We start from the raw sequence: 23,476 nt of genomic DNA on the forward strand, positions 1-23,476 counted from the left end.
GCGGGTTACGATGCGAACCACCTTTCATGTGACCCGAACGCATGAGAGCGAGTGTCGCGGTCCCCGAAACCGCGTCTGCTCACGCCTGCCCCCGAAAGGCTCCCGATGACGGTACCCCCTGCTCCGCTCGCCGACGATGACGACGGAGCCCCCCGACGACCCTCCTTCGGCCGCCGGGTCGCGACCACGCTCTACACCGGTTTCGCGATCGTGACCGTTCTCGCCCTCATCGCCGCGGGCTTCGTCGTCTGGACGATCCAGCGCTCGTTCCCGCAGCTCGACGGCGCCGCCGCGGCCCCCGGCCTCCGGCAGGAGGTCACGGTCCAGCGCGACGAGCTCGGCGTGCCGACCATCACGGCCTCGAACACGCACGACCTCTTCTACGCCCAGGGATACGTGCACGCGCAGGACCGGTTCTGGGAGATGGACTTCCGCCGGCACGTCACCAGCGGACGGCTCTCGGAGCTGTTCGGCGAGTCGCAGGTCGCCACCGACACGTTCCTGCGCACGCTCGGCTGGCACGCCATCGCCGAGGTCGAGGCCGAGTCGCTCGACGAGACCACCCGGTCGTACTACGACGCGTACGCCGAGGGCGTCAACGCCTACCTGGCGGACCGCGAGGGCGCCGATGTGTCGCTCGAGTACGCCGTGCTCGAGCTTCAGAACCCCGACTACGTCATCGAGCCGTGGACGCCCGCCGACTCCATCGCGTGGTTCAAGGCGATGGCCTGGGACCTGCGCTCGAACGTCGAGGACGAGACCGAGCGCGCGATCACGGCGCAGGACCTCACCGCCGAGCAGATCGCGGAGCTCTACCCCTCGTACCCCTTCGACCGGAACCCGGTGATCGTCCCGCGCCTGATGTCGCTTCCCGACATCGCCACCGCGTCGCACGACGCCGAGTCCGACGAGACCGCGTCCACGGCATCCGCCTCGATCGAGTGGACCGAGGTGGGGAGCGTCATCGAGGCCGTCGGGACGCTCGTGGGCGACGCCGGCGAGGGCATCGGCTCGAACTCCTGGGTGATCTCGGGCAACCTCACCGAGACCGGCATGCCGCTGCTGGTCAACGACCCGCACCTCGGCGCATCGCTGCCGAGCGTGTGGCACCAGGTCCAGCTGCGCTGCGCGGTCGTCGACGAGAGCTGCCCGTTCGACGTCGCCGGCTTCTCGTTCTCGGGTCTGCCGGGCATCATCATCGGGCACAACGCGCGGGTCGCGTGGGGCTTCACCAACCTCACCAGCGACGTCACCGACCTCTACGTCGAGAAGCTCGAGGGCGACGCGTACTGGCGCGACGGCGAGCTCGTGCCGCTCGAGACGCGCACCGAGACCATCCGCGTCGCCGGCGGCGAGGACGTGACGATCCAGGTGCGCAGCACCGTCCACGGCCCCGTCGTCTCGGAGGCCGCGCCCGACTTCGCCACGATCGCCTCGCAGCCGTACGTCGGCAGGACCGACGCCGCCGTGCAGCCCTCGTCGGCGCCCACCGGCGAGTACGCGGTGAGTCTGCGCTGGACCGCCCTCGAGCCGGGGACGACGGCATCCGCCCTCTTCGCCCTGAACACCGCGACCGACTTCGGCGCGTTCCGCGCCGCCGCGTCCCTGTTCGACGTCCCCGCGCAGAACCTCGTGTACGCCGACGTCGACGGCAACATCGGCTACCAGACCCCCGGCAGCCTGCCGGTGCGCGGCAAGGGCGACGGCTCGATGCCGATGCCCGGGTGGTCCTCGGCCTACGACTGGCAGGGCTACATCCCGTTCGAGAACCTGCCGGTGCTGTTCAACCCCGACGACGGCTACATCGTCACGGCCAACAACGCCGTCGTCACCGACGACTACGGCTACGCGCTCACCAGCGACTGGGACTACGGGTGGCGCGCCGCGCGCATCACCGAGCTCATCGAGCGCCGCATCGCCGAGACCAACAGCACGCTCACCGCCGAGCAGATGCGCGACATCCTCGCCGACGACGAGTTCTTCATGGGCAAGCGCCTGGCCGCGGTGTTCCTCACGCGCACCTCCGAGGATCCCGCCGTCGACGCGGCGCTCGACCTGCTGCGGACATGGGACGCGCACAACGCGGCCGACTCGGCCGCCGCCGCATACGCGAACGTCCTGTGGGACGAGCTCGTGCGGAACCTCTTCGTGCTCGGGCGCGAGTCCGCGGCGCCGATCTCGGACCAGAGCCGGCTGTTCCTGCTCGTGGACGACCTGTTCGACGATCCCGAGTCGTCGTGGTGGACCAACCAGGGGCTCGGGGTGTCGGGCATGGACGAGATGCTCGAGCGGAGCGCGTCCGACGCCTACCGCCGTCTCGCCGCCGTGCAGGGCGCGAAGCCGTCGCGCTGGGACTGGGGATCGCTGCACACCCTCGAGCTGCGCAGCGAGACCTTCGGGGAATCGGGCATCGCGCCGATCGAGCTGCTGTTCAACCGCGGCCCGTACCCGACCTCGGGCGGCACCTCGCTCGTGAACGCCACGGGCTGGCGGCTCGGCGGGGACTTCTCGACGGTGACCGTGCCCTCGATGCGCATGATCGTCGACCTGTCCGACTTCGACGCGTCGAGCTGGCACATCCTGACCGGCACGAGCGGCCACGCGTTCCACCCGAACTACATCGATCAGACGGAGGCCTGGCAGCAGGTGCGGCTGACGCCGTGGGCGTTCTCGCGCGAGGCCGTCGCCGCGGCGACGACGAACACGCTCACCCTCACGCCCGCCGGCTGAGTCAGCCGCCCGACCCCGGCGGCGTCCGACGCGACTCGTCGAGGTCGTCCACGACGAGTCCCGGGCGGTCGATCGTGCCGTTGCGGTACGCCTGACGGCCGACGATGTGAGCGGCCAGCGGCGCGGTGGCGAGCTGGATCAGCACCACCGGGACGAGGAACGCCACGACCGGCCACGACCGCAGCGACAGCGCCACCGCGAGCGCGATCAGCAGGAAGCCGAGCACCTGCGGCTTGGTCGCGGCATGCAGCCGGCTCGGGACGTCGCGGAAGCGCAGCAGCCCGATCGCCGCGGTGAGGCACAGCACCGCGCCCGCCAGGATGAGGGCGAGCGAGAGGATGTCGAGGAACGCGGTCATCGGTCCTCCTGGTCTCTGCGCGCGACGAACCGCGCGATCGCGATGGACCCGAACACGCCGACCGCCGCGATGATCAGCAGCACCGGCAGCGATCGCGTGTGATGGTTCACGGCCATGTCGACGCCGAGCACGCACATCACCTCGGTGAGCAGGACGTCCGACGCCACGGCGCGATCGAGGATCGACGGCCCGACGACGATCTTGTAGACCGTCACGAGCGCCGCGATCGCGAAGATCGCGTAGGCGATGGCGAGCACGGTGTTCATGCGGCATCCTCCGACGCGCTCCGCAGCTGCGCGACCTGGGCGCGCGAGCCCACCGCCTTGACGATCCGCCGCTCCCACCGCAGCACGCTCTCGCGCTGACGCTCGGCATCGCGGTCGTCGCGCACGCCGATCACGTGCAGGTACAGCACGCGGCGCTCGCGATCGGCCTCGAGGACGAGCGATCCCGGGATGAGGGATGCCGTGACCGCCGTGTGCGTCATGATCAGGTCGTCGTCGGTGATCAGGTGCACGGCGATGATGGCGGCGCCGGGCTGTCCTCGCGGGCTGACGACCTGCCACGCCACCGTGAGCGAGCCGAGCACCAGCGCACCGAGGAATTCGACGACGAAGACGAGCCCGTACCACGCGTTCACCCGGCCGGACAGCTCGACCGGCGGCAGGCGGAACACCCGCGTCACCACGATCGCGGCGATCAGCCCGGTGATCGCCGCCGTCCAGGTGAACTGGCCCCACAGCAGCATCCACAGCGCCACCAGCCACACGAAGAAGGGCAGCTGGCGCCACAGCCGCGTGAGGGTCTCCCGTGCGCGGGGCGGTGTCGTGTCCACGTTCGTCACGGCGCCTCCTCCCCCGACTGTCCGGTGCTCTCATCGTGCTCCTGTTCGAGCTGCACGACGGTCACCGGCTGCAGGAGCGCGCCGCCGATGCGGGCGCAGATGTCGTACAGGGGGCCGGCGAACACCGTCAGCGCGATCGTCACGGTGACCATGCCGGTCGTGGCGGCGGTCATGATGCGCGGGATCGCCCGGCGCTCGGTCTGCACGGTCGCCTCCGGCGCGTCCCCGAGGTAGGCGATGCGCTCCTCGGTCTCGGCGGAGTCGGCCTCCTCGCGCCAGAACGAGAGGTTCCAGGCCCGCATCAGCGCGTACAGCGTCAGCAGCGACGTCACGACCCCGCCGACGATGAGCACGATCATGAGCGGCGTCCCCACCTGCGCGGCCGCGTCGAACAGCGCGAACTTGCCGATGAACCCCGAGAACGGCGGCAGCCCGCCCAGGTTGACGGCCGGGATGAAGTACAGCACCGCGATGACCGGCGCCGCGCGCATGAGTCCCTTCACCCGCAGGATCGACGTCGACCCGGCCCGGCGCTCCACCAGCCCCACCGCGAGGAACAGCGTCGTCTGCACGACGATGTGGTGGACCATGTAGTACACCGTCGCGCCGATCGCCGCCGGCGTCGCGATCGCGAGCCCGAAGATCATGTAGCCGATGTGGCTGACCAGCGTGAACGACAGGATGCGTTTGAGCTCGGCCTGCGCGACGGCGCCGAGGACCCCGACGATCATCGTGGCCAGCGCTGCGTACATCAGCACGGTGTTGATGTCGTTGTCGAGGAACAGCTCGGTCTCGGTGCGGATGATGGCGTACACGCCGACCTTGGTCAGCAGGCCCGCGAACACCGCCGTGACCGGCGCCGGCGCCGTCGGGTACGAGTCGGGCAGCCAGAACGACAGCGGGAACACCGCGGCCTTGATGCTGAAGGCCACGATCAGCAGGACGTGCAGCACGAGCTGCGTCTCCTGCGGCAGCTCCGACATCCGCTGGGCGATGTGCACCATGTTGACCGTGCCGAGGGCGCCGTAGATCATCGCGATCGCCGCGAGGAACAGGATGGACGACACCAGCGAGACGACGATGTACACGGCGCCGGTGCGGATGCGCGACCTCGTCGAGCCGAGCGTGATGAGCACGTACGAGGCCACCAGCAGGATCTCGAACCCGACGTACAGGTTGAACAGGTCCCCGGCCACGAACGCGGTGAAGATGCCGGCGGCGAGCACGAGGTACGTGGGGTGGAAGATCGACACCGGGGTGTCGTCGTCGCCGTCGGCGGCGCCCTGGCCGACCGAGAAGAGCAGGACGGCCAGCAGCACGATCGACGAGACCATGACCAGCAGCGCCGCGAAGCGGTCGACGTACAGCACGATGCCGTACGGGATCGGCCAGCCGCCCACCGAGACCGCGATCGCCTGGTCGCCGAGGTCCACCACGGCCAGCAGGATCCCCGCGATGGCGCACACCACCGTGAGCGTCACGATCGACACGCCCACCTGCACGCGGCGATGGCGCGCGGCGATGAGGGCGATCGCCGCGCCCAGCAGGGGCAGCGTCACCAGCAGCGGGACCAGGGCCGGGGCGATGGGGGTCACGTCCGTCCCCCGTCCTCGCGGCGCGTCGCGTCGCGCGCCGTCGGGATCGTGATCGGCCGCGTCTGGATGTCGACGAAGTCGGTGGTGGCATCCGACGCCTCGACCTCGGTCTCGGCGTCCAGCGACTCCTCGTCCTCGGCGCCGCGCTCGCGCACCGCGCGGTCCGCCTCGTCGTCCTCGACGGTGTCAGCGCGTCCGAGCTGCCACGACCGGTAGATGAGGGCCAGGAGGAACGCCGAGACGGCGAAAGTGATCACGATCGCGGTGAGCATGAGCGCCTGCGGGAGCGGATCCGACATCTCGGAGGCCTCGGCGGTCCCCGCGAACGGCGCGACGCCCGGGGCCCCCATGACGATCAGCAGCAGCAGATTGGCCGCGTTCCCCAGCAGCAGGAACCCGATCAGCACGCGCGTGAGGCTGCGCTCGAGCATCGCGTAGACGCCGGCGGCGAAGAGCACCGCCATGACGACGATCAGCACGATCGACACGCTCAGTTCGGCATCCGCGGTCTCGGTCATGCCCGCTCCCCCGATCCGGTCGCCGCCAGACGCTGACGGTCCACTTCTGCCCCGAGGCTGCGCAGCACGTCGAGCACAAGGCCGATCACCACGAGGTACACCCCGACGTCGAACAGGGTCGACGTCACGAACTCCACATGCCCGAGCACCGGCACCGTCGCCTCGACGAATCCGCGCGTGAGGGGCGCCGCTCCCAGCAGCACCGGGATCACGGCGCAGCCCACCGCGATCGCCATGCCGATGCCGAGCAGGCGCCCGGCGTCCGCGGGGGCGGCCGCTCCCAGCTCGTACCGGCCGCCCGCGACGTACCGCATGACCAGCGCCATGCCCGCGACGAGCCCGCCCGCGAACCCGCCGCCGGGGAGGTTGTGCCCGGCGAACAGCAGGTACAGCGAGATCACGATGATCGTGTGGAAGAGGATGCGGACGACGACCTCGAGCATGATCGACCGCTCCCGTGACCGGACGCGCTGCCCGCCGACGAGCCAGGCCGTGCGCGCCGGGGACGAGCTGTCGGCGGCCTCGGGCCCGTGCGTCTCGACGAGAGGGCGCCGGTGACGGGTGATGTCGCGGGGGAGCGGCTGAGTCAGATCCGACAGCGTGTCGGCGCGGTGCGTCACGAACACCAGCGACGCGACGCCGGTCGCGGCCAGGATCAGCACCGACAGCTCCCCCATCGTGTCCCATCCGCGCAGGTCGACCAGGGCGACGTTGACGATGTTCTTCCCGTGGCCGATCTCGTAGGCGAGTTCGGGGAAGGCTTCCGAGACCGGAGCGTGCACGCGCGCCGACACCGCGACGACGGCGACCGCGGCCATCGTGAGGCCGACGGCCGCCCCGAGGATCGCCCGCAGCACCGGCTTGACCGAGGCGTTGCGCTCCCCCAGGCGCGCCGGGATGCGCCGCAGCACGAGGGCGAAGGCCACCATCGTGACCGTCTCGATGAGGATCTGCGTCAGGGCGAGATCGGGTGCTCCCATGGTCGCGAAGAGCACCGTCATCCCGATGCCGGTGACTGACACGAGCACGACGCCGGTGTAGCGCTTGCGCGCGCGCACCGCGATGATCCCCGCGGCGATCATGATGGGCGCCGCCACCCACTGCGTCGGCGTCTGGAACGTGGTGAGGTCGAGATTCCACGGGGAGCCCGCCGCGATCGCCGTCGCCTCGGCGGCGACCAGGACCGCGAAGATGATCCCCACGTAGATCGGCAGCGATCCGCGCTGGGTGACGCTCGTCGTCGCCACCGACAGCTTCGCGAGCCCACGCAGCGCGCCGTTGTAGACATCCCATGCGGTGAACGGAATGAAACGGCGTGCGGGCGTCCATCCCCGCGTCAGCGCGAACACCCCGATGCCGAGGGCGAGGGCCGCCACCGAGATCCACAGCGCGGGCTGGAACCCGTGCCACAGCGCGAGGTGCGCGGGGTGCTCCGGCGCGGCGACCCCCGGTGAGGCGGCCGGTGCGGTCTCGGCATACGGCGTGAGCACGGTGTCGAGCCAGGGTGCCGCGAAACCCCCGGCGAGGCTCAGCAGGGCCAGGAGAGCGGGCGCGAGGACGAACCCGAACGGGGGACGCGGCCAGTCGGTCGCCGGCAGCATGCCTCCGTCGGCATCCTTCTTGGTGGCGAACGCCCCCCACAGGAAACGGATGCCGTACGCGCACGTCAGCACCGTCCCGAGCGCGACCGCGGAGATCCCGACCATTCCCCACGCGGCGCCGCCGAGCGCCTCGTCGAGCAGGGCCGTGAGCGCCCCCTCTTTGGCGACGAACCCGATGGTGGGGATCACCCCCGCCATCGACGCGATCGCGAGGACGGATGCCGCCGCCGAGACGGGAGCGCGCCGGCCGAGGCCGCTCAGCTCGCCGATGTCGCGCGTTCCCAGCTGGCGGTCGATCACGCCGACGATGAGGAACAGCGCGGACTTGAACAGCGCGTGCGCGATCAGCAGGGCGAGCCCGGCGAGCGCCGCGTCCCGCGTGCCGTAGCCGAGGACGACCGTCAGCATCCCGAGCTGGCTGACCGTCCCGAAGGCCAGGATGCGCTTGAGGTCGGTCTCGCGCAGGGCCTGGAAACCGCCGAGGAGCATGGTGAACGCGCCGAGCCCGATCACGATCGGCCGCCACGCGGGCGATTCGGCGGCCACGGGGGCCGCGAGCGCGATGAGGTAGATGCCCGCCTTCACCATGGCCGCGGCGTGCAGGTAGGCGCTCACGGGGGTGGGCGCCGCCATGGCCCCGGGCAGCCAGAAGTGGAACGGGAAGATCGCCGACTTGCTGAGGGCCCCGACCAGCAGGAGCACGATCGCGGCGGTGACCACGGGGCCCGACGGCGGGTCGGCGACGGCCGCCGAGATGCTGGAGGTTCCGGCGCGCACCACGAGCAGGACGACGCCGATGAACATGACCAGACCGCCGAGCGTGGTCACCAGCAGCGCCTGGAGGGCGGCGCGCCTGCTCGGGGCGCGGCGGTTGTAGTGGCCGATCAGCAGGTACGACAGGACGCTCGTGATCTCCCAGAACATCACGAGGACGACCAGGTCGTCGGTGAGGACGAGTCCGTACATGGCGCCGGCGAACCCGAGCAGCACCGCGGCGAAGCGACCGAGCCCCACCCCCTCGTCGACGAAGTACCAGCGGCAGTACACCAGCACGAGGCCGCCGACGCCGGTGACGATCAGCGTCATGACCCACGACAGCGTGTCCATCCGCATCGACAGGGCGATCCCGAGCGAGGGGATCCACTCGAATTCCTCATAGGGAATGTTCCCCGCGGCGACGGCGGGCGTCTGGACGGCGGCATGCGCGAACGCGGCGAACGGCAGGACGGAGGCGACCGTGAAGGCCCGCGGCCCGATCCGGGCGACGAGCCACGGCAGGGCGAGCGGGACGAGCGCGAACGCAGCGAGGAGGAGGAGCATGGCGGCCTCCTCGGTTCGTCGGGCCGGATGTGTCACCGGCTCAGGCGATCAGGGCGTGATGGCTCAGTCTACCGACGCGGGGGACGGTGGCGGCGCGGTCGTATTTCCCTCGCGGAACGTGCTCGTGAGCGAGATCGACGGCGCATCGTCTCCGTCGACGAGCGCGGCGACCGCGCGCCCGGCGGCGCGCCCCTTCTCGGTCGCGGGCTGGACCAGGGTGGTCAGCCGGTACGGAGCGAGACCGTCCACGACGATGCCGTCGAAGCCGGTGACGCTGACGTCGCCCGGCACGTCGAGACCGAGCTCCTCGGCCGCGCGGATCACGCCCGCGCCGAGCAGGTCGCTCTGGGCGATGACCGCGGTGGGACGGGTCCCGGGGTCTGCCAGCAGCACGCGGCCGGCGGCCAGCCCCTCGTCGATCGAGCTCGCCGAGGCCGCGTACGCCGGCGCGTCGGGGTACACGTCGCGCACGGCGTCGAGCCGATCGCGCGTGACCTCGACCGAGATCTCGGCGTCCGGCTCGACCCATCCCGCGCGCCACCCGGCCCGGATCGGCAGCGTGACCGTGGCCACCCGCTCGTGTCCGAGACCCCGCAGGTGCGATGCGGCCTGGCGCTGGGCCTCGCGGTTGTCGAGATCGATGCGGGGCACGTCCTCCCCGGCATCGCCCTCGATCACGACGACGGGGATGCCGCGCGCCCGCACCGCGTGCAGCGATTCGCGCAGCAGGCCGCTGCAGCCCACGAGCACCGCCGCGTCGAGGGGAGCGGTGGTGAGGGTGGGGCCGGTGCCTGCCGGCTCCTGGTCGCGCAGCAGCAGCAGGCCCGCGCCGAGGGGTGCCACCGCGTCGGCGAGGCCGTCCATCATGAGGGTCTTGACGGGGTCGAGGAACGCGCGACCGAGGTGCTCCTCGAAGACGACCCCCACGATCCCCGAGCGCCCGGTGCGCAGCGACGCCGCGACCGGGTCGGGCCCGGTGTACCCGAGCTGATCGGCGGCGTCCAGGACTCGCGCCCGCGTCGCGTCCGACACCGACGTCTTCCCGCTGAACACCACCGACGCCGTCGACGGCGCCACGCCGGCGCGGCGCGCGACGTCGGCGATGGTGGCACGGCGGGGGCTCATGACCGCGATGGTACCGGGGATCGTCGCCCGCGTGGTTCCGTGTTTCGAATCGATTCGATATCCTTCAGCAGTGGACCTGACCCTCACCGCCTCCCAGCTGCTGCGCTGGCGCCTGGCGATCTTCGCGATCTTCCTCAGCAGCGGCCTGAGCGTGGCGACCTGGGCGGCGCGCGTCCCCGAGATCAAGGACGCCGTCTCGGTCGATCGGGCCGAGCTCGGCCTGATGCTGCTCGCGGGCGGGATCGCCTCGATCGTCGGCCTGTCGCTGTCGTCGGTGGTGCTCGCGCGGTTCGGCGCGCGACGGGGGATGATGGGCGCGATCGCGGTGTTCGCGAGCGGTCTCGCCGTCATCGGCATCGGCGCCGACACCCTGCACTCGGCTCCCGTCGTCGTCGTGGGGCTGATGCTGTGGGGCTTCGGCAACGGCGCGGTCGACGTCATGATGAACGTCGAGGGCGCGGCGATCGAGAACACCACCGGCAAGACGCTGCTGCCCCTGTTCCACGCGTTCTTCAGCTTCGGCACGGTCCTCGGCGCCGGCATCGGCATCCTGGCGATCGCGTGGGGCATGCCGCCGATCACGCATCTGGCCGCCACCGCCGTCCTCATCGTCGCGATCGGGGTGGTCAGCGTGCTGAACGTGCCACGGCGCGAGGCGGCCATGGACCCCGAAGCGGGGGAGGAGCGCGGCACGTGGCGCGAGCGGCTGGCGCTCGCGATGTCGGCCTGGCGTGAGCCGCGCACGTACGCGCTGGGCGTCGTGATGCTCGGCATGGCCTTCGCCGAGGGCGGCGCGAACGACTGGCTCGCGCTCGGCGTGGTCGAGGGCCACGGCGAGAGCGCGGCGCTGGGCGCGGCGGGGCTCGCGGTCTTCTCGGTCAGCATGACCCTCGTGCGCATGTTCGGCGGACCGCTGGTCGACCGGTTCGGCCGCGTCGCGGTGCTGCGCGTGCTGTCGGTCCTGGCCGCGGCCGGCCTGCTGCTGTTCATCTACGCGCCGAACGTGCCGCTCGTCTTCGCGGGCGCGGCGCTGTGGGGCGCGGGCGTGTCGCTCGGGTTCCCGCTCGGCATGTCGGCGGCCGCCGACGATCCCGCCCGCGCCGCCGCGCGCGTGAGCGCCGCCGCCACGATCGGCTACGTCGCCTTCCTCGCGGGACCGCCCCTGCTCGGCCTCATCAGCGAGCACATCGGCCTGCTGAACACGCTGCTGATCCTCGTCGTCCTCATCGTGGCGTCGGGCCTGGCATCGCCCGCGGCACGGCCGCTCAAGGGCTCCGGAGTCGGTGCCGGGGGAGTGCGGGCGCACTAGGATCTTCGGGTGCGCCTCGTCATCGCCCGCTGCTCGGTGGACTACACCGGCCGCCTCAACGCCCATCTGCCGCTGGCCACGCGCCTGCTGGTGCACAAGGGCGACGGCAGCCTGCTGGTCCACTCCGACGGCGGGTCGTACAAGCCCCTGAACTGGATGAGCCCGCCCTGCCGGCTCGAGGTCGAGGAGCCGGATGCCGACTCCGCCGCAGCCGGGGTGCAGGAGCACTGGCGCGTCACGCACGCCAAGACCGGCGACGCGCTCCTGGTGCGCATCTACGAGGTGCTGCACGACTCCTCGCACGAGCTCGGCGTCGACCCCGGCCTGCAGAAGGACGGCGTCGAAGCCGACCTGCAGCGCCTGCTGGCCGAGCAGGTCGACGTCATCGGCGACGGGCTCAGCCTAATGCGCCGCGAGTTCCCCACCGCGATCGGGCCCGTCGATCTGCTGCTGCGGGACGCGTCCTCGGGCGGCACCGTGGCCGTGGAGGTCAAGCGGCGCGGCGACATCGACGGCGTCGAGCAGCTGACCCGCTACCTCGACCTGCTGGGCCGCGATCCGCACCTCGCGCCGGTGACGGGCGTGTTCGCCGCGCAGGAGATCAAGCCCCAGGCGAAGGTGCTCGCCGCCGACCGCGGCATCCGCTGCGTCACCCTCGACTACGAGGGCATGAAGGGCGTCGAGTCCGGCGCTCCGCGCCTGTTCTGAGTGGACGCCGGCCCGCGGCGCGGCCGGTAGCGTAAGGACATGACGATGCGCTCGCCCTGGTCCTGCGTCCTGTGGGATGTCGACGGCACCGTCGTCGATGCCTCCGACGGGATCCTGCGCCGTCTGACGATGTGCCTCGAGCACTTCGGCAGGAAGGCCCCGACGCGCGAGGAGCTCGTGCACTGGATCGGACCGCCGATGTACGACTCCTTCCAGGTGAACGTCGGCATGACCCCCGACGAGGCCTCGGCCGCCGTCAGCCACTATCGGGCCATCGGCCGCGAGGACGGCTACACGACGGGCGCGAAGCTCTTCGACGGCATCGGCGAGCTCATCCGCGACATCTCCGCCGCCGGCATCGCGCAGTCCACCGCGAGCTCCAAGCCCGAGATCCAGGTCGACGCCCTCATGGACCACTTCGATCTGTCGCCGCACCTGAACGCGATCGTCGGAGCCACGATCGACGAGCGCACGCTCAGCTCGAAGGCCGACATCGTCGCCGAAGCGCTGCGGCGCCTCGAAGCCGAGGGCATCGACACGGACCGGCCCGTGCTCATCGGCGATCGGCACCACGACGTGGAGGGCGGCGCCGAGCACGGCGTGCCCGTCATCTTCGTGCGGTGGGGATTCAGCTGGCCGCACGAGGCCGAGGGCGCCCAGGCCGCCGTCGACACGGTGGACGAGCTGCGCACGCTGCTGCTGTTCGAGGATGTCGATGCCTGACCTCCTCGGCGCCGTGCTCGGCTGGCTCATCCCGGCGCTGGTCGTGTTCGGCGTGACGGCGATCGCCGTCGCCGTCACGGTGTGGGCGGTGCGTCGCGCACGGCGCTCGCCCCGTGCGCGTGCGGCGGCCGAGCCGGTGCGCGCCGCCGCGGGCGTGGAGCTCGTGCGCCTGGACGACGCCGTCGAAGAGCTCGAGCTCGAGGTCGGGCTCTCGGGCGCGCTGTACGGCGGGACGGCGCCGTCGTCGCTGCGGCGGGCTCGCATGACCGCGCAGCACGTGCGGGACGAATCGTTCGACGAGTACCGCCGGCTGGGGGAGGAGGGCGTCCACCCCGCGGAGGTGCGGCGCGGCTCCGCCCGCATCAAGCGGCGCACGGCCGAGGCGCTCGCCACGATCGCCTCGGCGCGTCGAGACCATGCCGCGTGGGTCAGCGCGAACGTGTCGGCGCCGCGCCAGGTCGCCGCGGGGCGCGAGCGCCTGACGCGCCTGCGTGCCGAGATGGGCGACCCGACCGCCCTCATGGCGACGCTCGAGCAGCGGTTCGACGAGGAGGAATGGGCGGATGCGCGGCGCGCGGCGACCGCGGCGACGCGTGCCGCCGATACGGCGCAGTCGCTCCTGGCGGAGGCGTCCGCGGCGGCTCCCGACCCCAGCACCTCGGTCCTGGGCGACCTCGCGGCGGCCGAGCGCGCCCTGCGGCAGGCCGAGGCCGAGTCCCGCATCCTCGAGGAGACCCACCGGCTGGTGACGCAGGCCGCACAGGCGCTGCCGGGGGAGTTCGAGGCGGCGCGCGCTGCGCTGCGGCAGGCCTCCGTGACGCGCGAGCACCTGGAGCCCGCGGACTCCGCCCGGCTCGGCGCCGAAGTGCGCGCCCTCACGGACCAGCTCGATGCCCTCGAGCCGCAGGCCGCACGCCGGCCCACGCGCACGGTCGACGCGATCGCGCGCATCAGGGACCGCCTCGACATCGCGCTCGGCGACGCGCGCACGGCTCAGCAGCGTCTGCGCGGCGCGCGCACGGCCCTGCCGGGGACGCTCGCGGCCGCACGCCAGGCCATCGCCGCCGCGGAGGCCGCGATCACGCGCACACGCGCCGGAGCGGATGCCCGCGCGCGGCTGCTGTCCGCCCAGACCGAGCTCGCCGGCGCCCGTCAGGCCGCCGACCCCGTCGAGGCCCTCGACGCCGCACGGCGCGCGATGCGCGACGCCGAGGACGCCAAGGCCCTCGCCGACTACAGCCGGCTCGCCCGCTGAGCTCCCGGCGCGTCGGGCCTCAGCCGCGGCCCAGTCCGGCGTAGGTGAATCCGGCCGCGCGCCAGGACGCCGCGTCGAGCGCATTGCGGCCGTCGATGACGCGCCGCCCGCGCATGATCGCACCGACGTCGGCGGGCTCCAGGCTCGTGTACTGCGGCCACTCCGTGACGAGCACGGCGAGATCCGCGTGACGCAGCGCCTCGTCGGCGATCGCCGCGTACAGCAGCTGCGGATGCCGCGCACGTGCGTTGTCGAGCCCCTCGGGGTCGGTGACCACGACGTCGGCGCCGAGTCCCTTGAGACGGACCGCGACATCGAGGGCGGGGGAGTCCCGCACATCGTCGGAGTGCGGCTTGAACGTCGCCCCGAGGACCGCCACCTTACTGCCCACGACGGACCCGTCGAGAAGGTCGACGGCGAGGTCGGCGACGCGCTGGCGGCGGCGGAGGTTGATGGCGTCGACCTCCTTGAGGAACGCCACCGATTCGCCTCTGCCCAGCTCCTCGGCGCGCGCCGTGAACGCGCGGATGTCCTTGGGCAGGCAGCCGCCGCCGAAGCCCACCCCGGCGTTGAGGAACCGCCGCCCGATGCGGGCATCGTGCCCGATCGCGTCGGCGAGGCGGGTCACGTCGGCGCCGGTCGCCTCGGCGATCTCGGCCATCGCGTTGATGAACGAGATCTTCGTCGCCAGGAACGCGTTGGCCGAGACCTTGACCAGCTCGGCGGTCGCGAAGTCGGTCACGATGCGAGGCGTGCCCGCGCCGAGTGCGCGCTGGTAGACCTCGTCGAGCACCTCGGCGTCCGCAGGATCCGCCACCCCGTACACGAGCCGGTCCGGCTCGAGGGTGTCCTTCACGGCGAAGCCCTCGCGCAGGAACTCCGGATTCCACGCCAGACGCGCCCCCGAGCCCGATGCCGTGATCGCGTCGGCGAGGCGTGCCGCCGTGCCGACGGGCACCGTGCTCTTGCCCACGACCAGGTCCCCGTCGCCGAGGTGCGGCAGAAGCGCCGCCACGGAGGCGTCGACGTAGGTGAGATCGGCCGCGTACGAGTCCTTGGTCTGCGGCGTCCCCACGGCGATGAAGTGCACGCGCGCGCCGCCGGCCTCCGCGATATCGGTCGTGAAACGGAGCCGCCCGCTCGCGAGCGCCGACGCGAGGATCTCGGGGAGCCCCGGCTCGAAGAAGGGCGCGCGGCCGGCCGACAGTGCCGCGATCTTGCCGGCGTCGACGTCCACGCCGACCACCTCGTGGCCCAGTTCCGCCATCGCCGCCGCGTGCACGGCACCGAGGTACCCGCACCCGATCACGCTCATCTTCATCGCACAGCCTCCTGCTGCTCAGGGCGTCCGCACCCCGGCGCGCGAGCGGCCGGGGTGCGGACGCACGCTCAGTTCCGCACGATCACCGTGATCGTCGCGCTCTGCCCCACGTTGCCCGCGGCGTCGCTCGCCCGTGCGTGGACCGGGTAGGTCCCGTTCGGGAAGCCCGTCGTCGACAGCGTCGCGCGCCAGGTCCCGTCGGCGGCCTGTGTCCCGGTGCCCAGACGCGTGCCGCCCGACCAGAACGACACGGCGGTCACGCCCACGTCGTCCGATGCGGTCGCGACGATCGTTCCGGTGCCGCTGGCCACCGCTCCGGACGGCGGCGACACGATGGCGACCGTCGGCGCGGTGGTGTCCGGCGTCGGAGTCGGCGTCGGCGTCGGAGTCGGCGTCGGCGTCGGAGTCGGAGTCGGCGTGGGCGTCGGAGTCGGAGTCGGAGTCGGCGTCGGAGTCGGCGTCGGCGTCGGCGTCGGCGTCGGAACGGTGCCGCCGGCCGGGACGGTCGAGGCGAGGTACCCGAAGTACCGGCCGGCGACCGGCGACAGCGGATCGCCCGCGAAGCGATGACCGCGCGCGGCCGCCGCCTGAGCCTGCGCAAGCACCGTGCTGCGGATCTGCGCGGCGGAGCCGCCGCAGTCGCCCGCGGCGAGGCAGTCCAGGACGACGCCGCTCACGGCCGCCGCCGACATCGACGTGCCCGACTGGATGTAGCCGTACCGGTCGCCCTTGAGCGTCGTGTACGGGCACATCCCCGGCGCCGCGATGGTATGCGCACGGTCGGCCGCGGTGACGGCGTAGTTGGTGTTGACCGCCGGCTCGTCGTCGCGCGTGCTCACCGAGCACGGAGCCGATGCCAGCCCTCCGGGACGGCCGTCGTAGTCGCCGACGTTCGTGGCAGCGAGCACCTCGTCATACGCCCCGGGGACGTACCCGGCCAGATCGGTGTCGGAGTTGCCGGCGGAGGCCACCATGACCAGCCCGGCGTCCTCCAGCCCGCAGATGGCCTGGTGGAGGGGATCCCCGTTGGAGTAGCCGCAGTTGCCGTCATCGTCGCCGCGGGCCGCGAGGCTGAGGTTGACGACCTCGATCCCGAGGCTCGCGGCGTTGCGCGAGACCCAGTCCAGACCGCACAGCAGCGTCGAGAGCGTGCCGCGGTTCTTCGCGTCCATCACCCGCACGGAATATATCGGTGCGCCGGGCGCGACCCCCACGGTTCCCGAGTCGTCGTCGTACGCGGCCATATAGCCGGCGACGGCCGTGCCGTGGCCGTTGCCGTCGCTCGCGTCCAGGCCCGGGTAGCAGCTCACCGCTCCGGCGAGGTTGTAGTCCGGATGCGGGTTCACCCCCGAGTCGACGATCGCGACGGCCGGCCCGCTCCACTGCGTGACCCCGTCGCCGGCGTTCACCGGCGCCTCGTCGGCTTCGACGGACGGGACGTGCGGCGGAACCGTCTGCGCCATCCCCTCGATGGGGAAGTCCGGGCTCACCGCGAGCACGCGGGGATCCCGGGCGAGCGCCGTCGCCTCGGCGGCGGTGAGTTCGACCGAGAATCCGTTGAGCGCCGACACGAAGCGCTGATCGCGCTGGATGCCGGCGGAGCGCGCGAGCGCAGCCGCATTGACGCCGTCGTCGAGGACGACGACGTACGAGCCGGCGGGCAGTGCCGCCGCCGGCTGCGGCGCCGCGAGGGTCGCCGCGACCAGCGCGATCCCCGCCGCGATGACGGCTCCGGTGCGGAGCCGTCGTCCGGCGTCCCCCCGGGCGCCGGAAGTCGATCCGATCATGATGGTTCAGCCCCCTAGCTGATCGCCGGTTCTTTCGCCGCCGGCTGTCGGCGCCACCGTGACCGTTCACGGAAGTCCTCGTAGGCCGCGAGCGTGCGCGCGGCGATCTCGTCCCAGTCCAGGGCCGACAGGTCGGCGGTCTCGGGGCGGCCCTCGGCGGTCGCCCACGCCAGGGCCCCGGCCAGGTCGTCCGGCTCCAGGTCCCCCGAGTACAGCCGCACCCACTGGTCCGACAGCTGGGTCTGCAGCTCCCGCATGGCCCCGAGATCGGGCACGAGCACGGGACGGTCCGCCGAGGCGGCGAGGATGGCCGACCCGGAGTTCTGGATCCGGGAATAGGGAAGGACGACGAGGTCGGCGGCGGCGAGCACCACCGGCAGCTCCTCGTCGGGCAGGAAGCGCAGATCCAGGACCACCCGCGGATCGTCGGCCGCGGCGGCGCGGACCTCCCGCTCGAGCTCCGCCGGCGCGGCCTTTCCCGCCACCAGCAGGACCGCGTCGGGATCGAGGGACCGGAAGGTCGTGATCAGGTGCGGGATGTTCTTGTACGGACGCAGCTGGCCCACCGCCACCACGACCGGCCGGTCGGGGTCCAGTCCCAGACGCGTGCGCGCCTGCGCGCGCGACAGCCCGAACGCGTAGTCGCCGCGGTAGTGGCCGTGCGGCGTCACGGCGGCGGGAACCTCGCGCAGCCGCGGGTAGGCGGCACGCGCGGCGTCGACGCCGTCCTCGGTCAGCGCGATGATCCCGTCCACGCTGCTCAGCAGCAGCCGCTCGGCCGCACGCCGCACCCGGGGGGACGAGCGCTCCTCGTGGGACGAGACGTTGTGGACGGTCCACACCAGCACCGTCCCGCGGGCGCGCACCGCGCGCAGCGCGCCGTAGAACCACGCCAGCCGCGCGGCGTGGATCACGCGCCGCGATCCCGACAGGAAGGACAGGTCGGGCCAATGGAGGTGGACGACGTCGGTGGGCTCGACGAGCAGATGCCAGTAGTTCAGGTCGGTCACGCGCGCGCCGCGCCGCTGGAGCGCGCGGTACAGGCGCCCGTTGTAGGGATTGGCGCGCTCGGTGCGGAACGCCGGCTCGGCCTGCACCCGCAGCGGCGAGGGCACGTTCGCAGGTGTCCGCCCGAACAGGGTCCGCTCGGCATCCGGGTACCCCCGGCGCCAGGCCCGGCGGTTGCGCCAGACGTCTCGCCACGTGCGCCGGGTCGAGCCGGTCACGCGCTCGAGCGCCGCCCGGATCCCCGCGCCGGCCTGCAGCAGCAGATTGCCGGCGAGCGCCGTCGCCGGATGCCACACGAGGTTCAGGTAGGTGACCTTGCCGGCCATCACCATCGCCATCTTCCGGCCGCTGGACGCGGTGGAGCCCCCGACGTCGTGCTGGATCACGGCCTGCGGGACGACGACGGGGGCGAAGCCGCGTCGCCGGGCGCGCGCCGAGAACTCCGCGTCCTCGCCGTACAGGAAGAACCTCTCGTCCATGCCGCCGATGCGATCCCAGTCGGCGCGCCGCGCCAGCAGCAGGCAGCCGGTGATCACGGGCACCTCGCGCACCGTGTCGCGCTGCCAGCGACCCAGCGACTCGGGGTCGAAGAGCCGCGAGTGCCGGAACGCCGTGGTCAGCCCCAGCGCGTAGCAGCTCAGGGACCACAGCGTGGGCGCACCCCAGCACGACGACGGATCGAGCGCGCCGTCGGCGCGCACGGTGCGCCCGCCGTAGACGCCGTGCCCCGGGTGGGCCTCCGCGAAGTCCACGAGCGCCTCGAGCGACCCCGGGAAGACGGTCGCGTCCGGGTTCAGCAGCAGCACGTAGTCGGCGTCCGACACCGCCACGCCCCGGTTGACGCCGCGCGCGAAACCGAGGTTCTCGCCGGCGTCCACCAGCGTCACCCCGGGGTGCGCCGCACCGATCGCCGCCAGGCTGCCGTCGGCGGACCCGTTGTCGACCACGATCACCCGCACGCCGGGAATCGCCTGGTCGCGCACGGAATCCAGGCACTCGATCGTGCGCTCGCGCGTGTTGAAGTTCACGACGATGACGTCGACGGTCGGCCCGGTCACGCCGCCCCCTGCGCCGCCTCGGCCGCAGCCGCATCCGACCGCCACCCGATGACCTTGGCGGGGACGCCGCCCGCGATGGCGTCCGCCGGGATGTCGCGCGTCACGACCGCGCCGGCGGCGACGATCGCGCCGTCGCCGATCGTGACCCCGGCCAGGACCACGACGTCGGCGCCCAGCCACGTCCCGGCGCCGATCACGATGTCCTGCTCGACCTTCGGCTGGTCCATCGGTGGGACCCCGCGCGCGGTGCCGTAGTTGGAGGCCGTGACGGTCACGCGCGGCGCCAGCAGCGCCTTCTCGCCGAACGTGATGCGTCCGGTGGCGTTGCCGGCCCAGATCGTCGAGTACTCGCCGATGTGCGTGCCGGCGCCGATCGTGATCCGCTCCGCGTTGCGGAAGGAGACGTTCGGGGCGAAGGACACGTTCGCCCCGCGGGTGAGACGGCGCACCTGCGAGACGTGGGCGTAGCCGTAGAAGTGCAGGATCCGCAGTCCGTGCAGGTAGACGCGCGGGTCGATCAGCGACCCGACGGCGTGCAGCACGCGCTTCATGCGGCCTCCTGCCGATCGGAGCCGTCGACCGCGTCCGCCCGCGCCGGCGCCGCGGCGTCGGCCAGATCCGCGCGGATGCGACCGGCCATCGCGTCGACGTCGAACTCGAGCCGTGAGGCGATCGTCGTGTAGAGCGTTCCGTCGTACACCGTCCCCAGCACCGAGATCTCGCTGCGAGGATCCCCGGCGGGGAGGAACGCGATGCGCGTCACACGGGCGTCGCCGAACCACAGCGGCCGGTCGGACAGCTGCATGAGCGTCGCGTAGCCCACCATGCGCCCGCGCGGCGTGTCGGGTTCGCCCTCCCCGCGCACGATCGCCCGCACCGTCTCGCGGATGCCCGCCACGCGGTCGGCGAGCCCCGCACCGGGAGCGGTGTGCACGCGGGCCATCGAGATGTGGTTGCGGGAGTCGCCCCCCGCACCCCGCCGACGACGCGAGACCGGCACCATCAGGTCGATGCCGCGCTCGTCGTCGTCCACGGCGCGCGTGGCCGCGGCCACGAGCAGGTCGGTGAGCGAGCCGCGCAGCCGCGCCGCGTCGCGGGCCGCGCGCGACGCGTCGACCTCGAACATCGCCGTCCGCGTGGCGGGCAGCATCCGGTCGCGCATTCCCGTGCGCCGGATCCAGTGCTCCTTGAGCGGGCGGATGCAGCGGCCGCCGGCGCGGCGGACCCGCTTGACGAACGGCTTCCGCCAGTACTCGTGCCAGGCGGCCGCCGGCGTGGGGTTCGCCGCGAGGAAGCGGCGCAGCGCGACGACGGGGATCGCCAGCGACGTCCGCGGCGGGCGCCCCGGGTGCGGCAGCGCCGCCGAGTGATCCGGCGTCTGCGGCTCCGGCCTCGTCACGCGCTTGATGACGCTGAACCCCCACTCGCCGTCGCCGACGACGTGGTGCATCCGGGCCCCGAGGGCGATCTCGCCCGTGTCGAGCACCGTGAACCGCACGTCCCACAGGGGCCGGTCCTGCGGCAGGGGCGGTCTGCCGAACCCGGCGAGCGCGGGCACGGTCTCGCCCGTGAGCGGTGTCGGAGAGTCGTCGAAGGTCACGTGGTCGCGCAGGTCGAAGTGCTCGTCGGGCACCCAGGCGGGCGTGGTGATCCCCAGGGGCGCGTGCATGAGCCGCATCGAGAACTCCGGCACCCGCCCGAGCGAGGACCGCAGCTGGGCGTGGATCCGCTCGCGGTCGATGGTGCCGTCGGGGCGCAGGAACGGCGCCCCGTCCATCACGATGACCGCGCCGATGTGCATGGCCTCGTACACGATGCTGTCGACGATCTTCTGCTCGTCGAGCGTGCGGATCAGCTCGACCCTGACGGGCGGTCGCGTCATGAGACGACTCCTTCGGCTCGCAGCACGGGAACGCGCTGGGGGGACCAGGGAGGGACGAACCGCTCGCCCACGAGCGGTATCCGCCGGACGTCGATGACGCCGCTGATCAGCCCCTGCACCATCGCGCGCTCGTGGGCGGCCGAGCCCCCGCGGCGGCGGGACCGGGCGATGCGCGCGGCCGTCCGGCGGGTGAGCGTCCACCCCATGCGGATGCCGAAGACGGGGTCCAGACGCAGCCACTTGCCGACGAGCGCCCCCAGGCCGAGGCCGTATCCGCGGTGCAGGTCGACGTACGCATCGCCGACGCGCGTGTTGGCGTGCAGGACGACGCACTTGCCGTCGTGGACCACGTCCGGCCCGGCGCGGAGGATGCGGATGAAGATGTCGAGGTCCTCGGCTCCCGCGTGCTTCTGACCCGCACCCATCAGGTCGTCGAAGCCCCCCAGCCGCAGCAGCACCTCACGGCGGAAGGCCATCACGGCGCCGTGCCCCGCATCCAGACCGCTCAGCGGCGTCGTGTACCGGGCGGGCCGGGAGTAGGGAGCGTCGGCGGTGAGCGTGTGGTCGAGCATGCGCCCCGTCGCGGCGGCCACGCCGGGGTCCTCGAAGCAGGCGAGCAGTCGCTCGATCCAGCCGACGGTCGGGCGGCAGTCGTCGTCGGTGAACACCACGAGCGGGCGCGCCGCCGACGTGATGCCCGCGTTCCGGGCGACCGAGAGCCCCTTGCCGGCGCGCACGTAAGCCACCCCGGCGGCCTCGGCCACCCGTCGCGTGTCGTCCGTGTCGCTCGCGCTGTCGACGACCAGCACCTCGGCTTCGGGCGGCGAGGCCGCGGCGATCGCGGACAGGGCCTCGGTCAGCATGGCCGCGCGGTTGCGGGTGCACACGATGATGGTGATGTCAGACGGCTGCGGCATCGCGCGCCCCCGTCCTCTCGACCGCCTGCCGGTAGGCGGCGACGAGCGCCTCGGCCGCGGCGTCCCACGTCAGCTCGGGCGCGTGCGCGAGCGCGGCGGCGCTCAGGCGCGCGAGCTCCTCGCGGTCGGCGTCCAGCCGGTCGAGCTGCCTCGTGAGCTCGGCGACGTCGCCCGGCGCGTGCACGAGACCGTGGATGCCGTGGTCGATCACGGCGCCCGCCGCCGACGAGACCAGCGGAACGCAGCCGGCGGCCTGGGCCTCGTACGTCACCAGGGCGCTGCCCTCTTCGAGCGTGGGCAGCACCATGACGTCGGCGGATGCGAGCGCCGCATCCACGCGGTCGCTGAAGCCGACGACCTCCACGCCGGGGTGGGCCAGCAGCGGCGCGAGCATGTCGGCGTACCCCGGGAGCATGCGTCCCACGACGAGGAAGGTGCCGCGCTCGGAGGCGGTGGAGTCGGCCCAGGCGCGCAGCGCGTGATGGAGTCCCTTGCGCGGCTCCGCGAGCCCGACGTAGACGACCCGCAGCGGACGATCCCCGCCGCGCACGCGCGCGAGTCTGGTGCCGGGCCGATGGCCGTACCGGTGCCGGAGGATCCGCTCGGGCGCGAAGCCCTCGGCGATGAAGGACTCGGCCACCGGTTCGGACGGGGCGAGGATGCCCGTCACCGCGTCCCATTCGGCGGTCTCCATCGCCAGGTGCGCGGGGTCCTCGGTGTGCGCGGTGCGATCGGCGGTCAGGCCGAGGCGCGAGATCTCGTCGGCGACCGTGCGCCAGGCCCGACGGGTGTGGGTGTTCGGAGCCTCCCGCACCGCGGGGATCCCCCGTGCACGAGCGGCCCGCGCGGTGATGCCGGGAGCGAGCGGCCACAGGTGGACGACATCCACCTGCGTGCGGGCGAGGACGCCCGCGGCGACCCGGTCGTGCCACGCGAAGGCGCGGTCGCGTCCGATCGCCCGGTGCGGGATCCGCACGCGCCCGGCAGACAGCGACGCGGTCGCCGAGGCGGCGCCGGGAACGCGGCGGGCGAAGCTGGCTGCGACGAGGTGGACCTCGTGTCCGGCGCGCACGAGCGAGTCGGCCTGATTCCATGCGGTCCAGCCGATGCCCGGCGCGCCCAGCGCGTGCGGGAATGACATCAGAACCCGCATCCGACCCCCCGGAGGTATGCGGGACGGGAACGGTCTTCCCGCCCCATCGCTCGACGGTCGAGCCGTCTGAGACCAGGGTGGGTGGCCCGGGGGCCGCGGGGCAACCCCTTCGGCGGGCTCCCACCGAAATGTCGCGAGCCCTTAACACTCCGGCAACACAACTTCGGCCGCACGGCCCCAAGATGAAGACGGGGAACGATGCCGGATCGGCTCATTTCCCCTGTTCAGCGCCACGGCGGCGGATTCATCACCCAGTCGCCCGGG

The 23,476-nt window shown here is 72.6% G+C and carries 19 protein-coding genes; 5 read left to right on the top strand and 14 right to left on the bottom strand.

What is annotated here, in order from left to right:
* Nucleotides 1–105 precede the first annotated feature (105 nt).
* Complete coding sequence (locus tag HD594_RS02800) at nt 106–2,730, top strand: penicillin acylase family protein (protein ID WP_184749516.1); 2,625 nt, start codon at nt 106–108, stop codon at nt 2,728–2,730.
* 1 nt (nt 2,731) lies between these two features.
* Here HD594_RS02800 and mnhG read toward each other — a convergent pair whose 3' ends face one another.
* From mnhG to HD594_RS02835, 7 genes are all read right to left on the bottom strand, one after another.
* Nucleotides 2,732–3,088: a monovalent cation/H(+) antiporter subunit G gene (gene mnhG, locus HD594_RS02805; protein ID WP_184749517.1), complete on the bottom strand. Its 357-nt coding sequence runs from the start codon at nt 3,086–3,088 to the stop codon at nt 2,732–2,734.
* Nucleotides 3,085–3,354, bottom strand: coding sequence for an MrpF/PhaF family protein (locus tag HD594_RS02810; RefSeq protein ID WP_184749518.1), 270 nt, complete (start codon nt 3,352–3,354; stop codon nt 3,085–3,087). The genes mnhG and HD594_RS02810 overlap by 4 nt, the downstream gene beginning before the upstream one ends.
* Nucleotides 3,351–3,932 carry a Na+/H+ antiporter subunit E gene (locus HD594_RS02815; protein ID WP_271171281.1) on the bottom strand — a complete coding sequence of 194 codons (582 nt, stop codon included), beginning with the start codon at nt 3,930–3,932 and terminating at the stop codon, nt 3,351–3,353. Before HD594_RS02815 ends, HD594_RS02810 begins: the two co-directional genes overlap by 4 nt.
* The gene (locus HD594_RS02820; RefSeq protein ID WP_184749519.1) at nt 3,929–5,527 is read right to left on the bottom strand and encodes a Na+/H+ antiporter subunit D; all 1,599 of its coding nucleotides are present in this window, start codon (nt 5,525–5,527) and stop codon (nt 3,929–3,931) included. Before HD594_RS02820 ends, HD594_RS02815 begins: the two co-directional genes overlap by 4 nt.
* The gene (locus HD594_RS02825; protein WP_184752486.1) at nt 5,524–6,021 is read right to left on the bottom strand and encodes a Na(+)/H(+) antiporter subunit C; all 498 of its coding nucleotides are present in this window, start codon (nt 6,019–6,021) and stop codon (nt 5,524–5,526) included. The genes HD594_RS02820 and HD594_RS02825 overlap by 4 nt, the downstream gene beginning before the upstream one ends.
* A gap of 20 nt (nt 6,022–6,041) precedes the next feature.
* Entirely contained in the window at nt 6,042–8,966 is a 2,925-nt protein-coding gene (locus tag HD594_RS02830) for a Na+/H+ antiporter subunit A (RefSeq protein WP_184749520.1), read from the bottom strand.
* Between the two features lie 63 nt (nt 8,967–9,029).
* Nucleotides 9,030–10,091, bottom strand: a complete 1,062-nt coding sequence (locus HD594_RS02835) for a LacI family DNA-binding transcriptional regulator (protein ID WP_184749521.1) — start codon at nt 10,089–10,091, stop codon at nt 9,030–9,032.
* Between the two features lie 70 nt (nt 10,092–10,161).
* On the opposite strand from HD594_RS02835, the gene HD594_RS02840 reads away from it, so the two are divergent.
* Genes HD594_RS02840 through HD594_RS02855 form a run of 4 tightly spaced genes read left to right on the top strand, consistent with a single transcriptional unit; the run spans nt 10,162 to nt 14,086 of the window.
* The gene (locus HD594_RS02840) at nt 10,162–11,400 is read left to right on the top strand and encodes an MFS transporter (protein WP_184749522.1); all 1,239 of its coding nucleotides are present in this window, start codon (nt 10,162–10,164) and stop codon (nt 11,398–11,400) included.
* 9 nt (nt 11,401–11,409) lie between these two features.
* Nucleotides 11,410–12,108, top strand: coding sequence for an endonuclease NucS (nucS, locus tag HD594_RS02845; protein ID WP_184749523.1), 699 nt, complete (start codon nt 11,410–11,412; stop codon nt 12,106–12,108).
* Nucleotides 12,109–12,147: 39 nt separating this feature from the next.
* Complete coding sequence (locus HD594_RS02850; protein ID WP_184749524.1) at nt 12,148–12,831, top strand: HAD hydrolase-like protein; 684 nt, start codon at nt 12,148–12,150, stop codon at nt 12,829–12,831.
* Nucleotides 12,824–14,086 carry a hypothetical protein gene (locus tag HD594_RS02855; protein ID WP_184749525.1) on the top strand — a complete coding sequence of 421 codons (1,263 nt, stop codon included), beginning with the start codon at nt 12,824–12,826 and terminating at the stop codon, nt 14,084–14,086. Before HD594_RS02850 ends, HD594_RS02855 begins: the two co-directional genes overlap by 8 nt.
* Nucleotides 14,087–14,105: 19 nt before the next feature.
* On the opposite strand, the gene HD594_RS02860 is transcribed toward HD594_RS02855, so the two are convergent.
* The 7 genes from HD594_RS02860 to HD594_RS02890 all read right to left on the bottom strand — a co-directional run bounded on the left by HD594_RS02860 (nt 14,106) and on the right by HD594_RS02890 (nt 23,200).
* Nucleotides 14,106–15,407, bottom strand: a complete 1,302-nt coding sequence (locus HD594_RS02860; protein ID WP_184749526.1) for a UDP-glucose dehydrogenase family protein — start codon at nt 15,405–15,407, stop codon at nt 14,106–14,108.
* Between the two features lie 68 nt (nt 15,408–15,475).
* A complete protein-coding gene (locus HD594_RS02865; protein WP_184749527.1) occupies nt 15,476–17,194 on the bottom strand; it encodes a S8 family serine peptidase in 1,719 nt (572 codons plus the stop codon).
* A 14-nt stretch (nt 17,195–17,208) separates the two neighbouring features.
* Nucleotides 17,209–19,260 (bottom strand): glycosyltransferase, encoded by a 2,052-nt coding sequence (locus HD594_RS17805; RefSeq protein ID WP_184749528.1) that lies wholly within the window; start codon nt 19,258–19,260, stop codon nt 17,209–17,211.
* Nucleotides 19,257–19,811 carry an acyltransferase gene (locus HD594_RS02875; protein WP_184749529.1) on the bottom strand — a complete coding sequence of 185 codons (555 nt, stop codon included), beginning with the start codon at nt 19,809–19,811 and terminating at the stop codon, nt 19,257–19,259. The genes HD594_RS17805 and HD594_RS02875 overlap by 4 nt, the downstream gene beginning before the upstream one ends.
* Nucleotides 19,808–21,142 carry a wax ester/triacylglycerol synthase domain-containing protein gene (locus tag HD594_RS02880; RefSeq protein ID WP_184749530.1) on the bottom strand — a complete coding sequence of 445 codons (1,335 nt, stop codon included), beginning with the start codon at nt 21,140–21,142 and terminating at the stop codon, nt 19,808–19,810. The genes HD594_RS02875 and HD594_RS02880 overlap by 4 nt, the downstream gene beginning before the upstream one ends.
* Nucleotides 21,139–22,059 carry a glycosyltransferase family 2 protein gene (locus tag HD594_RS02885; protein WP_184749531.1) on the bottom strand — a complete coding sequence of 307 codons (921 nt, stop codon included), beginning with the start codon at nt 22,057–22,059 and terminating at the stop codon, nt 21,139–21,141. The genes HD594_RS02880 and HD594_RS02885 overlap by 4 nt, the downstream gene beginning before the upstream one ends.
* Nucleotides 22,043–23,200, bottom strand: a complete 1,158-nt coding sequence (locus tag HD594_RS02890; RefSeq protein WP_184749532.1) for a glycosyltransferase family 4 protein — start codon at nt 23,198–23,200, stop codon at nt 22,043–22,045. Before HD594_RS02890 ends, HD594_RS02885 begins: the two co-directional genes overlap by 17 nt.
* Nucleotides 23,201–23,476 lie beyond the last annotated feature (276 nt).

The sequence above is a fragment of the Microbacterium thalassium genome (assembly GCF_014208045.1).
Taxonomy (GTDB): Bacteria; Actinomycetota; Actinomycetes; order Actinomycetales; family Microbacteriaceae; genus Microbacterium; species Microbacterium thalassium.